Genomic DNA, 15,385 nt, shown 5'->3' on the forward strand with positions numbered 1-15,385 from the left:
TTCGCTCGTTCTGACGAACTCGCGCCCCGGAATGAAAGCCTCGTTGTGGGGCGCGCGCGTTCGATCAAACAGCCACGGCACCGCCGCGCTCCGGTCTAAACCGTCGCCGCACCCGCATCTCCCTCCGGCGCCAGTGCCGCGCGGAGAATGTGATCGCAATAGGCTTTCAGCACGTGATGGCTGAACGCGTTGTCGCGCGCGGCCTTGGCCATGCTGCAAAGCCGGTCCTTGTCGGCCAGCGCCGCCACCACGGCGCGCTCCAGGCCGCCCGGCTCGACGTCGTAGTACACCGCATGCACGCCGCCCAGCATCGGGGCGTGGCGCAGGATGGTCGGATGATTGATCACCGGCACCGACTGCACGATCGCCGCCTCGTAGTGCCGATAGCAGTCCCAGCCCATGCCCTCCGGCGACCACGCCAGCCAGGAATGCGACATCCGCTCCAGGAACGCCGCGTAGGGCAGCCGTTCGGTCGGCTGATCGATCCGGTAGCCCAACGCCTTCAGCCGCTCCAGCTCCGGCACGCCGGCGCTGCGCACCGTCGAATTGCCGTTGACCGAGCCTGAGAAGAAGATGTCGTGGGTCTTTTCCGGAAACGCAGCATCGCGCCAGCGCTCGTCATATTTGAACTGCGGCAGCGAGATCGGCTGCAGCTTGTCCATCCGGCGGCGCCATTTGTCGCTGTTGCGATAGCGCAGCGTCGGCAGATGCGGATGGATGGTGCCGTACAGCACCTGCCACTTGTCGACCGGCAATTCGCGCTTGAAGAACACCTTGGCCTTGTCGAGCAGGAACACCGAATCGGTGCCGATGCCGAACGAATCATCCATGTCGATGGCGACCAGCGGCACCGGAACCTTGGCCCAGCGCAGCATCTCGACGCCGAATTGCCTGGTCAGCGAAGCCCACGGATGCCGCGGCGTGTTGAACGGCGCCCGCGCCCAATAGCGCGGATGCCATGGCGAGTAACGCACCGTGTTGGCGATCACCACGTCGTAGCGGCCCTCGGCCGCGGCGGCGAGTTCGCGCAGCACCCGGTCCGGCGTCGAGAAGCCGTCGATCAGCGGAAAGTCGTCGGAGAACTTGGTCGCGCTCCACAGCAGCGTGGTCTGATCGGGATATTGTTTCTTGAAATAGCCGCTGCCGATTTCCAGGATCCGAAGTCCCGAGATGTCGAACTGCGGGACCGCGCGCTCTGGATTGCCTGAAACCACCATCACATCCCAACACTGCGCCGGCGTCGAGCCGTCTCGACATGGGTCGACGAAGGGCGCCGGCAGAACGCGGCTTGGGTAGCATGCAGGCGGTCCGCGTTCAATGAAGCGCCGGCTGCGGCGGCCGGAGCGGCGGCGGCCATCGTTTCGACCGGCCGACCGTGCAAGCTGCCGGCGCGACGGCGCAATCTTGCGATAGCGCAATGCCCGGCGCGGTCGATGCGATCACACTGCGCACTTGATCGTGGTAGTCGTTTGCGACAGCTTCGGATGCAGCGCGCCGCGATCGGGCGCAGACGTGTCATCCGGCGGGAGAACCAACTGCTCATGAGCACAACGATTGACGTCGGTTCGGCGGTGTTGAGCGAGACGGCGCTGTATCGCCGCAACGTCGGCATTGCGCTGTTCGACCCGCAAGGCCGGGTGCTGATCGGCCATCGCTACCGGGACGACGGTCCGGAAATCGTGCTGCCTGGCCTGGATTGGCAGATGCCGCAGGGGGGGATCGACGCCGACGAGGAGCCGCGCGTCGCGGTCAAGCGCGAATTGTGGGAGGAGACCGGCGTCAGCCACGCCGATTTCCTCGGCGAGACCGATTGGCTGAGCTACGACTTCCCGCCCTATCACGGCCCCAAGCATCGGCTCGGGCATTTCCGCGGCCAGCGGCAGAAATGGTTCGCGCTGCGCTTCACCGGCAGCGACGCCGAGATCGATCCGCTCGCCACCCGCAACGGCCAGCCGCCGGAATTCGACGCCTGGCGCTGGGAGCGGCTCGATCGCGTCGCCGATCTGGTGGTGCCGTTCCGCCGCGAGGTCTATCTGGCAGTGGCGCGGAGCTTTGCCCGGTTCACCGATCGGGTGTGACGCTCACCAGCCGTCGCGCGCGATGTCGCGGGCGAAATAGCTGATGATCAGATCGGCGCCGGCGCGTTTGATCGCGCCGAGCGTCTCGCGCACGGTCGCGGCTTCGTCGAGCGCGCCGGCCATTGCTGCGAATTTGATCATCGCGTATTCGCCGCCGACCTGATAGGCGACCAGCGGCAGCTCGGTGCGCGCGCGCAGCGCCGCCAGCACGTCGAGATAGGCCAGCGCCGGCTTCACCATCAACAGATCGGCGCCCTCCGCCTCGTCGAGCGCGGATTCCCGCAGCGCTTCGCGGCCGTTCATCGGGTCCATCTGATAACTTCGCCGATCGCCCTCGAGCTCCGAGCCGGCGGCCACCCGGAACGGCCCATACAGCGCCGAGGCGAATTTCGACGAATAGGCCAGGATCGGCGCCTCGCAATGCCCGGCTTCGTCGAGCGCCGTGCGCATCGCCTGGATCTGACCGTCCATCATCGCCGACGGCGCCACCATGTCGGCGCCGGCCTCGATCGCCACCACCGCCTGGCGACCGAGATTGAGTAGCGTGGCGTCGTTATCGACGCTGTCGCCCCGCAGTGAGCCGCAATGGCCGTGCAGGGTGTATTCGCAGAAGCAGTTGTCGGTGATCACCACCAGCTCGGGCGCCGCAGCCTTGGCGATCCGCACCATCCGCGCCATCAGCCCGTCCGGATTCCAGCTATCGCTGCCGATCGCGTCCTTATGATGCGAAATGCCGAACAGCAACACCGCCTTGACGCCGTCCCGCGCGATCCGCTCGATCTCGGCGGCGAGTTTTCGCTCGGGAATGCGAAGCACGCCGGGCATCGTGGCGATCGGCACCGCGTCGTCGATCTGTTCCTCGACGAAGATCGGATAGATCAGGTCGTGGGCGCAGACCCGGGTTTCGCGCACCAATTGGCGCAGCGCTTCGCTGCGGCGCAGTCGCCGCGGACGGACAATCGGGAAGGCTGCAACCATGATCGACACTCCAGGCTCGCGCGGCAGCGCGTGAGCTGCCGGACAGCGAGTCTAGGAGCGGGCGCGTTCTGCCGCGCGCGCAGTTCGGTCAATCGCTACGCCGAATCGGACAGCGCAAACCGCAACGCGCAACACCGTCATTCCGGGGCGCGAGAGCGCCAGCTCGAGCGAACCCGGAATCTCGCAACGTGCGCCGGCTCATAAGCCTGCCGCGAGATTCCGGGTTCACGCGCCGCTCACGCGGCTCGTGCCCCGGAATGACGTGGGTGTGTCGAAACGCGGCTAACCGACCGGATACCGAACGACGAAGCCGTCAGCCGAAATAGCGGCTCGGCGTCGTGCCGGTGAGCCGGCGAAACATCGCCGCAAATGCCGCCGGCGTCTCATAGCCGAGATCGCCGGCGATCGTGATGACCGCCTCGTTGGCGGCGAGCCGCGGCAGCGCCGCCAGCAATTTCGCCTGCTGCCGCCACAGCTGAAAGCTGCAGCCGAATTGCTGCCGAAACAGCCGGCTGATAGTCCGGCTCGAGGCGCCGGCCACCCCCGCCCATTGCGCCAGCGAGCGCGTGTCGCCGGGATCGGCGACGATCTCCTCGCACAGCCGCGCCAGCCGGGCGTCGCGCGGCATCGGCAGAAACAGCTCCTGATCGGGCGCCCAGCCGATCTCGTCGAACAACAGCGCCAGGATGCGCCCGTCGTGCTCGGAGGCGTCGCCGTCGAGCGGCATCCCGGCGATCCGCAGGATCAGTTCGCGCAGCAGGATCGAAACCTGCACCACGCGCGGCGCGGCGGGAGCATCCGCCGGGCAGCCGTCGGCGCGCAGATACAGTGTGCGCAGCGACACCGCGCCGCGACAGCGCATGGCGTGGTCGAGTTCGGCCGGCATCCACAGCGCGCGCTGCGGCGGCACCAGCCACAGCCCGGCTTTGGTGCGGATCTCCATCACGCCGCTGACCGCATAGATCAGCTGCGCGCGGGCATGATGATGCGACGCGATCAGGCTGCCCGCGGCAAATTCCTTCGGCATCGCCACGATCGGGCGCGCCGCGGTCTGGTAATCGATCGGGTTGGTGCTCTTGGCGAGCGCGACAGCCGGGCGCTGCATCGTGCCACTCACGAAAGCGCCGTCGGGGACGAGGGGCGGCCTCAAGTGCGCGTTTCGGCCGCATCACCGGCGGCCATCGGTCGTGACGGCGCCGGGGCGCCAGTCGCGTTAGTGCATCGCGGTCGCGTTGAGCTGATGCTGGATGCTCTTGTAGTGGTCGAGCCGCTCGATGGCGCGGTCGAGTTCGGAGCCCTGCTTGCCGGCCAGCGAGGATTCCATCGAGGAGATGGTCTGGGCGAATTGCGCGGTGTCGAGCTCGGCGACCGAGGTGGCGACGTCGGCGAGCACGGTGAGGCCCTTGTCGGAGACTTCGGCGAGCCCACCGAGCACCACGATCTTCTGCTGATTGCCGCCCGCGGTAATCGTGAGCAGGCCGGGGCGGATCACCGCCACCACCGGCGCATGGCCGGCGAGCACGCCGAAATCACCCTCGACGCCGGGAATATCGACCTGGTCGACCTGGCCGGAGAAGGCCAGCTTTTCGGGCGAGACGAGGTCGAATTGGAAGGTGGCCATTTGGGTACCTGCGAATAGCGAATAGCGAATAGCGAATAGCAAGGGAGCAGCGGCGGCGAAACTATTCGCTATTCGCTACTCCCTATTCGCTCTCTTAGGCCGCTTCGGCGGCGAGCTTCTTGCCCTTTTCGACCGCCTCTTCGATGGTGCCGACCATGTAGAAGGCGGCTTCCGGCAGGTGGTCGTACTTGCCTTCGCAGATCGCGCGGAAGCCCTTGATGGTGTCGGCGAGCTCGACGAACTTGCCCGGCGAGCCGGTGAAGATTTCGGCGACGAAGAACGGCTGCGACAGGAAGCGCTCGATTTTTCGCGCGCGCGCCACCGCGATCTTATCTTCTTCGGAGAGTTCATCCATGCCCAGAATGGCGATGATGTCCTGCAGCGACTTGTACTTCTGCAGCACCTGCTGGACCATGCGCGCGGTCTGGTAGTGCTCGTCGCCGACGATCAAGGGCGACAGCATGCGCGAGGTGCTATCGAGCGGGTCGACAGCCGGATAGATGCCCTTTTCGGAGATCGCGCGGTTCAGCACGGTCGTAGCATCCAAATGCGCGAAGGAGGTGGCGGGCGCCGGGTCGGTCAAGTCGTCGGCCGGCACGTAGATCGCCTGCACCGAAGTGATCGAGCCCTTATGGGTGGTGGTGATGCGCTCCTGCAGCGCGCCCATGTCGGTGGCGAGCGTCGGCTGATAACCCACCGCCGACGGGATGCGGCCGAGCAGCGCCGAGACTTCCGAGCCGGCCTGGGTGAAGCGGAAGATGTTGTCGACGAAGAACAGCACGTCCTGGCCCTGGTCGCGGAAATGCTCGGCGACGGTGAGGCCGGAGAGCGCGACGCGGGCGCGGGCGCCCGGAGGCTCGTTCATCTGGCCGTAAACGAGGGCGCACTTCGAGCCTTCGCCGCCGCCCTTCTTGTTGACGCCGGATTCGATGAACTCGTGATAGAGGTCGTTGCCTTCGCGGGTGCGCTCGCCGACGCCGGCGAACACCGAGTAACCGCCGTGCGCCTTGGCGACGTTGTTGATCAGTTCCTGGATCAGCACGGTCTTGCCGACGCCGGCGCCGCCGAACAGGCCGATCTTGCCGCCCTTGGCGTAGGGTGCCAAGAGGTCGACGACCTTGATGCCGGTGACGAGAATTTCAGCCTCGGTGGACTGGTCGGTGTAGGTCGGCGCTTCGGCGTGGATCGGGCGAAGCCCTTCGTTGGCGACCGGGCCCTGCTCGTCGACCGGCTCGCCGATCACGTTCATGATGCGGCCGAGCGTGCCGACGCCGACCGGCACCATGATCGGGTTGCCGGTGTCGGTGACTTCCTGGCCGCGCACCAGACCCTCGGTGGTGTCCATCGCGATGGTGCGGACGGTCGACTCGCCGAGATGCTGGGCGACTTCGAGCACCAGACGGTTGTTGCCGTTCTTGGTCTCGACCGCGTTGAGAATCGCGGGCAGATGGCCCTCGAACTGCACGTCGACGACGGCGCCGATGACCTGCGTGATCCGTCCGGTCTGGTTGGCGGGTGTGGCCATGAAAACTATCTCCCTGAAGTCCGAAACTTAAACGACGGTCAGCATGACCGAAATGTGTGGGGTCAGATCGCCTCGGCGCCGGAAATGATCTCGATCAATTCCTTGGTGATCATGGCCTGGCGGGTGCGGTTGTAGATCAGTGTCTGCTTGCGGATCATGTCGCCGGCGTTGCGCGTGGCGTTGTCCATCGCGCTCATCTGCGCGCCGTAGAACGAGGCATTATTCTCGAGCAGCGCGCGGAAAATCTGCACCGCGAGATTGCGCGGCAACAGGCCGGCGAGGATCTCGTCCTCTTCGGGCTCGTATTCGTAGGACGTCGCCGGACCGGCGTTGGCGGCGGGCGCCTCCACCACCAGCGGAATGATCTGCTGCGCGGTCGGGATCTGCGAGATCACCGACTTGAAGCGCGAATAGAACAGCGTGCAGACGTCGAATTCGCCGTTGTTGAAGCGCGCCACCACCTTGTGGGCGATGTCTTCGGCGTTGACGAAGCCGAGCTGGCGCACCGAGCGCAGCTCGATGTTCTCGACGATCTGGCGGTCGAAAGTGCGGCGCAGCTGCTCGTAGCCTTTGCGGCCGACGCAGAACAGCTTCACTTCCTTGCCCTGGTTCATCAGGCTGAGCGCGCGCTCGCGCGCCAACCGGACGATCGAGGAGTTGAACGCGCCGGACAGGCCGCGTTCGCCGGTGCACACCAGCAGCAGGTGGACCTGGTCCTTGCCGGTGCCGGCGAGCAGCACCGGGGCGCCGGGCGAGCCGGCCGCGGCGCTTGCGATGTTGGAAATCACCGCATCCATCCGCTCGGCATAGGGCCTGGCGGCTTCGGCGGCCAATTGCGCGCGGCGCAGCTTGGAAGCCGCCACCATCTGCATGGCCTTGGTGATCTTCTGCGTCGCCTTGGTCGAGGCGATGCGGACGCGCATGTCTTTCAGTGACGCCATTCTCAGTTCACCCCGACGATCCGACCCTTGGCCCGACCGCAAATCCCTCGTTGGTCATGCCCGACCTTGCGCCGGGCATCCGTCTCGCATTGCTTACAAGCGCAAAATGCGGATGGCCGGGCGGACCCGGCCATCGCGGCATTTAGGCGAATGTCTTGGCGTAGCCCTCGACCACCGACTTCAGCTGGGCGGCGGTCTCGTTGGAGAGGTCGCGGCTATCGCGGATGGTGTTGAGGATCTCGACGTTCTTGCCGCGCAGCAGCGACAGCAAGCCGTCTTCGAAGGCGCGAACCTTGGAGACCGGCAGCGGATCGAGATAGCCGTTGACGCCGGCATAGATCACCACGACCTGCTCTTCCATCTTCAACGGCGAGAACTGCGGCTGCTTCAGGAGTTCGGTCAGCCGCGAACCGCGGTTCAACAAACGCTGAGTCGAGGCGTCGAGATCGGAGCCGAACTGCGCGAACGCCGCCATTTCGCGGTACTGCGCGAGCTCGCCCTTGATCTTGCCGGCGACCTTCTTCATCGCCTTGGTCTGCGCCGAGGAGCCGACCCGCGACACCGACAGACCGACGTTCACGGCCGGACGGATGCCCTGGAAGAACAGGTCGGTTTCCAGGAAGATCTGGCCGTCGGTGATCGAGATCACGTTGGTCGGGATGTAGGCCGAGACGTCGTTGGCCTGGGTTTCGATGATCGGCAGCGCCGTCAGCGAGCCCGAACCGTGATCCTCGTTGAGCTTGGCGGCGCGCTCGAGCAGGCGGGAATGCAGATAGAACACGTCGCCCGGATAGGCTTCGCGGCCCGGCGGGCGGCGCAGCAAGAGCGACATCTGGCGGTAAGCGACGGCCTGCTTGGACAAATCGTCATAGATGATGACGGCGTGCATGCCGTTGTCGCGGAAGTACTCGCCCATGGTGCAGCCGGTGAACGGCGCGATGTACTGCATCGGCGCCGGGTCGGAGGCGGTGGCGGCGACGACGATGGAATATTCCAGCGCGCCCTGCTCTTCGAGCACCTTGACGAACTGCGCCACGGTGGAGCGCTTCTGGCCGATCGCGACATAGACGCAATACAGCTTCTGGCCTTCCGGAGCGCCTTCGACGTTGAGCGGCTTCTGGTTCAGGATGGTGTCGAGCGCGATCGCGGTCTTGCCGGTCTGACGGTCGCCGATGATCAATTCGCGCTGGCCGCGGCCGACCGGGATCAGCGCATCGATCGCCTTCAGGCCAGTGGCCATCGGCTCGTTGACCGACTTGCGCGGAATGATGCCGGGCGCCTTGACGTCGACCCGCTTGCGCTCGGTCGACTGGATCGGACCCTTGCCGTCGATCGGGTTGCCGAGCGCGTCGACGACGCGGCCGAGCAGGCCCTTGCCGACCGGGGTGTCGACGATGGCGCGGGTGCGCTTGACGGTCTGGCCTTCCTTGATCTCGCGGTCGGCGCCGAAGATCACGATGCCGACGTTGTCGGTTTCGAGGTTCAGCGCCATGCCGCGGGTGCCGTTCTCGAACTCGACCATTTCGCCAGCCTGGACGTTGTCGAGGCCGTAGACGCGGGCGATGCCGTCGCCGACGGACAGCACCTGTCCGACTTCGGTGACTTCAGCTTCCTGGCCGAAATTCTTGATCTGGTCCTTGAGGATCGCGGAAATTTCCGCGGCGCGGATGTCCATCAGCCTGCCTCTTTCATCGCGTGCTTGATCGAGTTGAGTTTGGTGCGGAGCGAACTGTCCACCATGCGGCTGCCGAGCTTGACCACAAGCCCGCCGATAATCGCCGGATCGACATTCACGTTGAGCGCGACATCCTTGCCCGTCACTGATTTCAGCGCGGTCTTGAGGGCGTCGAGATTCTTCTCACTGAGCGGCTCGGCGACGGTGACGTCGGCCGTGGCCTCGCCCTTGAACTTGGCCACCAGCGCGCCGTAGGCCCGAATCACGTCGGTGACGGTGAACAGCCTTCGGTTGGCGGTGAGCACTTTAAGGAACTTGGCGGTGGTGCCGGCGAAGCCGGCCTTGTCGAGCACCGCAGCCAGCGCCTTCGACTGGGTCTCGGCCGAGAACACCGGGCTGCGCACCAGCCGGGTCAGCTCGGGGCTGTCCGCCAGCATGGCCTTGAACCGATCGAGATCGGCCTTCACCGCATCGACGGCTTTTTCGTCGCGCGCGAGCTCGAACAGAGCCGTTGCATAACGACCTGAGACTCCTGAAACGGATGGATTTTCGGCTGCCACGGGACGCTCTTTTTTGCTGTCAAATTCGCAAGGGAAAAACCGTCGCCACATGCGGCGCCGAGCGATTCAAGCCCTTGAAATTCAAGCGGGACTTCGATTTCAAGCCGATACGAGTGAACCGGCTGCGTAAAAATCGCGGCTTTGCTAACATAGCGCGCGCGCAGGTGCAACACGACGCCCGTCGCTGCGACGTCCTGCCCGCACCTGTCTGGCGCCGTTCATTCTGGGCGCAGCCGCATCCGCGCGGTGCCGCGCGGCGAAGCCGCAGGCGGCCGAGGCCCCCTCGTTCCATCGATTTTTGCATGGCAGATCTGCAATGACCCTGGCTTGACGGCCTTCGGGCACCGAATCCGCTGAATTGGCCGATTACTTGCCTGGCATTCGGGGCGGCGGACCGAAAACTTCGAACTACAGTATTCGATGGCTTCTCTAAGTAATTGCGAAGTAAATTATCTGTGAACAAATAGACTTGGTGTTATTTGATCGAGATCAACCGGAGGTTCACCCGAATCGAAGGGGGGATTGACCGCCAATCTTCAGCCTCATTACAACGCCACCCGTTCGCCAACGAAACTGGGACGGGGGTTCCACTTGCCACAAATGTGGCAATACTCACTTTGAGGAAATAATATGGTTGCATTGAAAACACCGGCGCTGCGCATCACGACTGGGCCGAAAACGGCCATGGCCATGATCGTCGCCTCTGTCTTTCTTGGAGGGGCGATCACCGAAGCCTCGGCGAAGGCCCGGCACCATCGTCACCACAGCCATCACGCCGGCCACAGTTCCTGGCGCGCCGCCAACGCCTCGGTTGCCGAGGGGGCGGGCGGCCGCAGCTTCGCCGGCATGGCGTCGTATTACGGCAATGAATCCGGCAGCCGCACCGCGTCGGGCCAGCGCATGAACGCCAGCGCGATGACCGCGGCGCATCGCTCGCTGCCATTCGGCACCAAACTGCGCGTCACCCACGGCGAGCGCAGCGTCATCGTCACCATCAACGACCGCGGCCCGTTCATCCGCGGCCGGGTGCTCGATCTGTCGACGGGCGCCGCCCGGGCGATCGGACTGACCAGCCGCGGCGTCGGCCGGGTGGTCGCGGAAGTCATGTAACTTCCCAAGGCGCGGAAGCGTTCGCTCGATCGAGCGGCGGCCATGCCGACATCAACAGTTCGCGTAAGCGTTGCGTAGGACGACGACGGCTTCGTCGCCGAAAACACGCCTGCCGTCGCCAATGACGGCAGGCGTTTTCGTCTCTTGCAGCGGTCTCGTTTGAGAGCGTGCCCCGGACGCAGTGCAGCGCGCCGCACTTGCGGCGTGGTGCACTGCAGAGCAGGGGCCGTTACGGAACGCCGCATTCGTTACGGTCCCGGCTCGCCTCGCAGCGCAAGCGCGCTGCTCGGCGTCCGGGACACCAATCGCCTACAAAAAGCTCTGCGGATCGACGTCGACTTCGAGATTGAGATTGCCGGTGGTCTTCGGCCCCAGCGCCAGCCACTGCCGCAGATAGCTCGACAGGTCGACGCCTCGCGCCGACTTCACCAGGATGCGGAATCGATAGCGGCCCTTGATCACCGCCAACGGCGCCTCCGCCGGTCCCAGCACCTTGATCCGCTCATCTAGCGGCGACATCGCCACCAATTTGCGCGCAAACCCCTCGGCGGTCGGCCGATCGCCGGCCGAGACGATCAGGCTGGCGAGCCGCCCGAACGGCGGGTAGCCGGTGCGCTCGCGGGCGTCGATTTCGCTTTCGTAAAACGCCTCGCGGTCGCAGGCGACCAGCGCCTTCATCACCGGATGCTCCGGCTGGTGGGTCTGCAGATAGCCTATGCCATAGCCCTGGTCGCGGCCGGCGCGGCCGATCACCTGATTGAGCAATTGATAGGTGCGCTCGGCGGCGCGCGGATCGCCGTTGCCGAGCCCGAGATCGGCGTCGATCACGCCCACCAGATTAAGTCTCGGGAAATTGTGCCCCTTGGCGACCAATTGGGTGCCGATGATGATGTCGACGCGGCCCTCGGCGATCTCGGTCAATTCCGAGCGCATCGATTCGATCGAGGTGACGAGATCGCTCGACAGCACCATGGTGCGGGCGTCGGGAAACAGCTTCTGCGCCTCCTCCTGCAGCCGCTCCACGCCGGGGCCGACTGCGACTAAAGATTCTTCGGCGTTGCAGTGTGGGCAGAGTTTTGGCCGCGGCATCGAGAAGCCGCAATGGTGGCAAACCAGGCGTTGGCGAAAACGGTGGTCGACCAGCCAGGCGTCGCAGATCGTGCAGGCGAAGCGGTGGCCGCAGGCCCGGCACAGCGTCAGCGGCGCATAGCCGCGGCGGTTGAGGAATAATAGCGCCTGTTCGCGGCGCTCGATAGCGATGCCGATCTGCTCGGCCAGCCTTGGGGCGATATAGCGGCCGCGCATCGGCCCTTCGCGGCGCAGATCGATGGCCTCGATCTGCGGCATGTGCTGGCCGCCGAACCGCGACGGCAGCGCGACACGCTGGTAGCGGCCTTTGCGGGCGTTGACCTCGCTCTCCACCGACGGCGTCGCCGAGGCGAGAATGATCGGGATTTTGGCGATGCTCGCGCGCACCACCGCCATGTCGCGGGCGTGGTAATGCGCGCCCTCGTCCTGCTTGTAGGCCTGGTCGTGCTCCTCATCGACGATGATCAGCCCGAGCTTGGCATAAGGCAGGAACAGCGCCGAGCGGGCGCCGACCACCACCTGCGCCTCGCCGGCGGCGATCGCCGCCCAGTTGCGGGCGCGGGTGCGCGGGGTCAATTCGGAGTGCCATTCCAGCGGACGCACCCCGAAGCGTTGCGCGAAGCGGTCGAGAAACTGCCCGGTCAGCGCGATTTCGGGCATCAGGATCAAGGTCTGCTCGCCGCGGCGGATGATCTCGGCGACCGCCTCGAAATACACTTCTGTCTTGCCGGAGCCGGTGACGCCATCGAGCAGCGCCACCTTGAACGCGCCGCCGGCCGCCAACGCCCGCAGGCTGTCGGCCGCCGTGGTTTGCTCAGGCGAAAAATCCGGCTGCGCGAAATCCGGGTCCGGCGCGGGCGGCGCCAGCGCGCGGGCCATCGGCTCGACCTTGAGCGTGCCCTCGTCGACCAGCCCGTCGACCACGCCAGGCGAGCAGCCGGCCTCTTTGATCGCGTCGGATTTGCCGTGCAACAGCCCGTCGGACAGAATCTCGATCAGCCGCGCCCGCGCCGGCGTCATCCGCTGCGGCTTTGGTCCGACCAGCCGCACGCCGAGCCGCACCCGCTCCGGGCCGAGATGCTCGCCCATCCGCAGCGTCATCCGTAGCACCTGGCCGCGCGGCGACAGCGTGTAATTCGCCACCCAGTCGACCAGCCGGCGCAATTCCTCGCGAAACCGCGGCACATCCAGCTTGGAGTCGACGTCCTTCAGCCGGTTATGCAGCCGGGGATCGGGGTTGGGGTTGTCGGCCCAGACCACGCCGATCACCTCGCGGGCGCCGAGCGGCACGCAGACCACGTCGCCCGGCGCAAGCTCCACCCCGCGCGGCACCCGGTAGGAATAAGCCTGATCGAGCGCAACCGGCAGCAGCACGTCGACCACGCGGGTCGCCGAGGAACTGGAGGAGCGCGTGGAATGGTCCATCGGAGACTCGAGCCGGAGCAATGTGGCTTCCAACTTAAGGACTTGCCGGGGGTCTCACCAGCGGCAACGCGACCCGTGTCCCGGACACAGAGCAGCGCAAATCGTGTCCCGGACGCGGGGCTGCGCCTTGGCGCAGCTCCGTGAGCCGGGACCGTTACGGGTTAAGCGCCCTGCCGCGTAATGGCCCCGGCTCACGCTGCACCACGCCTGCGGCGCGCTGCACCGTGTCCGGGGCACGCGCTTCACGTCCGGGTAACCTTGCGGATGTGATAATCTTGCACAACGGCGCGTCATCCGTGTCCCGGACACGGTGCTGCGCCTTGGCGCAGCTCCGTGAGCCGGGACCGTTACGGGTTAAGCGCCCTGCCGCGTAATGGCCCCGGCTCACGGCGCACCACGCCTGCGGCGTGTTGCGCCGCGTCCGGGGCACCGTCTTGCACAGACGAACCCAAAGCGTTTGGTGTCCTCAAGCGCCTTTCAGGCAGACATTGAGATTCCCGATGACAAAGCCCCTCATCTCCGCCCCCGCGCCGCTGGAATTGCCCGGCGCCGCCGCCGATCTGGTGGCGGAAGCAACGCGCTGGCTGGCCTATCTGCGCAGCGAGCGGCGGCTGTCGCCGAAGACGCTGGAGGCCTATACGCGCGACCTGCGGCAATGCCTGACGTTTCTCAACGAGCATTGGGACGCCCAAGTCTCGATCAAGCGCTTCGCAGCGCTCGAGGCCGGCGACATCCGCGCCTTCATGGCCAGCCGCCGCGCCGACGAGATCGGCGGCCGCTCGCTGATGCGGGCGCTGGCCGGGCTGCGCTCGTTCGGCCGGTTTCTGGAACGCGAGGGCAAGGGCAAGGTCGGCGCGTTGTCGGCGATCCGCGCCCCGAAGGTCGGCAAGAGCCTGCCGAAGCCGATCCAGATCGCCGGCGCCAAGCGGCTCGCCGACGCCACCGAGCGCGCCGGGGAAAATCGCGAGCCGTGGATCTGGGCGCGCGACGCCGCGGTGATGGCTCTTCTCTATGGCTCGGGCCTGCGGATCTCCGAAGCGCTCGGCCTGAAGCGCCGCGACGTGCCGCTACCGGGCAAGGGCGACACCCTGATCGTCACCGGCAAGGGCAACAAGACCCGGATGGTGCCGGTGCTGCAAAATGTTCTTAGTCTCATTCAGGATTACGTCGCGGTCTGCCCGCATCCCTTGCCGCAGCAGGGCCCGATCTTCGTCGGCGCCCGCGGCGGCCCGCTCAGCCCGCGAATCATCCAGCTCACCATGGAGCGGCTGCGCGGCGCGCTGGGCCTGCCCGACAGCGCCACGCCGCACGCGTTGCGGCATTCCTTCGCGACGCACTTGCTCAGCCGCGGCGGCGAATTGCGCGCGATCCAGGAATTGCTCGGCCACACCTCGCTCTCCACCACGCAGATCTATACCGGGATCGATTCCGAGCGCTTGTTCGAGGTCTACAAGACCGCGCATCCGAGGGCGTAACTGTTTTTGTCATTCCGGGGCGCGAGCGCGAAGCGTGAGCGAGCCCGGAATCCATAGCCCCTGGCCTCGATGCTGGGCGATGCATCGACCGCAACGCCTCAAATGAGTAGCTACGGCGTATGAATTCCGGGCTCACTCGCAGCTCGCGCTGCTCGCGCCCCGGAATGACGAAAGGACGATTCGAAAAATCACCCAACGACACATCCTCGTCACAACGATCTGCGCCCTTGCGCGCTTTGGGTGGTTCGGTCAATCGTCGACGCCCGTTAGCATGGAGACGAATCAATGGGCGCGCATGAGAGCATGGAGCACGCCGAGCATGCCGAGCATGCGTCGGGCTCGAACAAGAAAATCGCCTTGCTGATTTCGGTGATCGCGCTGTTTCTGGCGCTGTCGGAAACGCTCGGCAAGGGCGCGCAGACCGAATCGATTTCCAAAAACGTCGAAGCCTCCAACCTGTGGGCGTTCTTCCAGGCCAAGAGCATTCGCCGCACCGTGGTGCAGGCGGTGTCGGAAAACGCCAAGCTCGGGCTCGGCCCGATCGCCGACGAGACCGCCAAGGCGGCGCTGCAAAAGCAGATCGACGAATGGCAGAAGACCGCGCAGCGCTATCGCTCCGAGCCGGAAACCGGCGAGGGCAGCGAGCAGCTCGCCGAACGCGCCAAGCACGCCGAGCACGACCGCGATTTGGCGATGGCGCGCTATCATCACTACGAAGTCGCCTCCGCCGCGTTCCAGATCGGCATCGTGCTGGCGTCGGCGACCATCATCACCGGGATGATCGTGCTGGCCTGGCTGTCCGGCGCGCTGGCGGTGACTGGATTGGCCTTTACCGCGATCGGGCTGTTCGCCCCGCACGCCGTGCATTTGATGTAGCGCGGTCGCTCACCGACACAGGCTGCGGTCAT

At 65.7% G+C, this 15,385-nt stretch carries 13 protein-coding genes; 4 read left to right on the forward strand and 9 right to left on the reverse strand.

Annotation, left to right across the window (positions count from 1 at the left end; translation table 11 throughout):
* Window positions 1–95 precede the first annotated feature (95 nt).
* Entirely contained in the window at window positions 96–1,217 is a 1,122-nt protein-coding gene (locus RPC_RS00865; protein WP_011470652.1) for a hypothetical protein, read from the reverse strand.
* A gap of 324 nt (window positions 1,218–1,541) precedes the next feature.
* Between RPC_RS00865 and RPC_RS00870 the strand changes: the two genes are divergently transcribed.
* Window positions 1,542–2,078 carry an RNA pyrophosphohydrolase gene (locus tag RPC_RS00870; protein WP_011470653.1) on the forward strand — a complete coding sequence of 179 codons (537 nt, stop codon included), beginning with the start codon at window positions 1,542–1,544 and terminating at the stop codon, window positions 2,076–2,078.
* Window positions 2,079–2,081: 3 nt separating this feature from the next.
* Here RPC_RS00870 and hemB read toward each other — a convergent pair whose 3' ends face one another.
* From hemB to RPC_RS00905, 7 genes are all read right to left on the reverse strand, one after another.
* Window positions 2,082–3,056 carry a porphobilinogen synthase gene (hemB, locus tag RPC_RS00875; RefSeq protein WP_011470654.1) on the reverse strand — a complete coding sequence of 325 codons (975 nt, stop codon included), beginning with the start codon at window positions 3,054–3,056 and terminating at the stop codon, window positions 2,082–2,084.
* Between the two features lie 313 nt (window positions 3,057–3,369).
* On the reverse strand, window positions 3,370–4,161 hold the full coding sequence (locus RPC_RS00880; protein ID WP_011470655.1) for an AraC family transcriptional regulator: 792 nt from the start codon (window positions 4,159–4,161) through the stop codon (window positions 3,370–3,372).
* A 108-nt stretch (window positions 4,162–4,269) separates the two neighbouring features.
* Window positions 4,270–4,677, reverse strand: a complete 408-nt coding sequence (locus RPC_RS00885) for a F0F1 ATP synthase subunit epsilon (protein ID WP_011470656.1) — start codon at window positions 4,675–4,677, stop codon at window positions 4,270–4,272.
* Window positions 4,678–4,771: 94 nt separating this feature from the next.
* A complete protein-coding gene (gene atpD / locus RPC_RS00890) occupies window positions 4,772–6,202 on the reverse strand; it encodes a F0F1 ATP synthase subunit beta (protein ID WP_011470657.1) in 1,431 nt (476 codons plus the stop codon).
* 62 nt (window positions 6,203–6,264) lie between these two features.
* Window positions 6,265–7,143 carry a F0F1 ATP synthase subunit gamma gene (locus tag RPC_RS00895; protein WP_011470658.1) on the reverse strand — a complete coding sequence of 293 codons (879 nt, stop codon included), beginning with the start codon at window positions 7,141–7,143 and terminating at the stop codon, window positions 6,265–6,267.
* Between the two features lie 142 nt (window positions 7,144–7,285).
* Window positions 7,286–8,818: a F0F1 ATP synthase subunit alpha gene (gene atpA / locus RPC_RS00900; RefSeq protein WP_011470659.1), complete on the reverse strand. Its 1,533-nt coding sequence runs from the start codon at window positions 8,816–8,818 to the stop codon at window positions 7,286–7,288.
* Window positions 8,818–9,378, reverse strand: coding sequence for a F0F1 ATP synthase subunit delta (locus tag RPC_RS00905; RefSeq protein WP_011470660.1), 561 nt, complete (start codon window positions 9,376–9,378; stop codon window positions 8,818–8,820). Before RPC_RS00905 ends, atpA begins: the two co-directional genes overlap by 1 nt.
* Window positions 9,379–10,008: 630 nt before the next feature.
* On the opposite strand from RPC_RS00905, the gene RPC_RS00910 reads away from it, so the two are divergent.
* A complete protein-coding gene (locus RPC_RS00910; protein WP_011470661.1) occupies window positions 10,009–10,488 on the forward strand; it encodes a septal ring lytic transglycosylase RlpA family protein in 480 nt (159 codons plus the stop codon).
* A 309-nt stretch (window positions 10,489–10,797) separates the two neighbouring features.
* Here the strand turns inward: RPC_RS00910 and RPC_RS00915 are convergent, their stop codons facing one another.
* Window positions 10,798–13,002 (reverse strand): primosomal protein N', encoded by a 2,205-nt coding sequence (locus RPC_RS00915; RefSeq protein ID WP_011470662.1) that lies wholly within the window; start codon window positions 13,000–13,002, stop codon window positions 10,798–10,800.
* A gap of 500 nt (window positions 13,003–13,502) precedes the next feature.
* Between RPC_RS00915 and RPC_RS00920 the strand changes: the two genes are divergently transcribed.
* Window positions 13,503–14,477: a tyrosine recombinase XerC gene (locus tag RPC_RS00920; protein WP_011470663.1), complete on the forward strand. Its 975-nt coding sequence runs from the start codon at window positions 13,503–13,505 to the stop codon at window positions 14,475–14,477.
* Window positions 14,478–14,762: 285 nt separating this feature from the next.
* A complete protein-coding gene (locus RPC_RS00925; protein ID WP_011470664.1) occupies window positions 14,763–15,353 on the forward strand; it encodes a DUF4337 domain-containing protein in 591 nt (196 codons plus the stop codon).
* The last annotated feature ends 32 nt before the right edge of the window (window positions 15,354–15,385 follow it).

Origin of the sequence: Rhodopseudomonas palustris BisB18, from assembly GCF_000013745.1 — a bacterium.
GTDB classification, from domain to species: Bacteria; Pseudomonadota; Alphaproteobacteria; order Rhizobiales; family Xanthobacteraceae; genus Rhodopseudomonas_A; species Rhodopseudomonas_A palustris_F.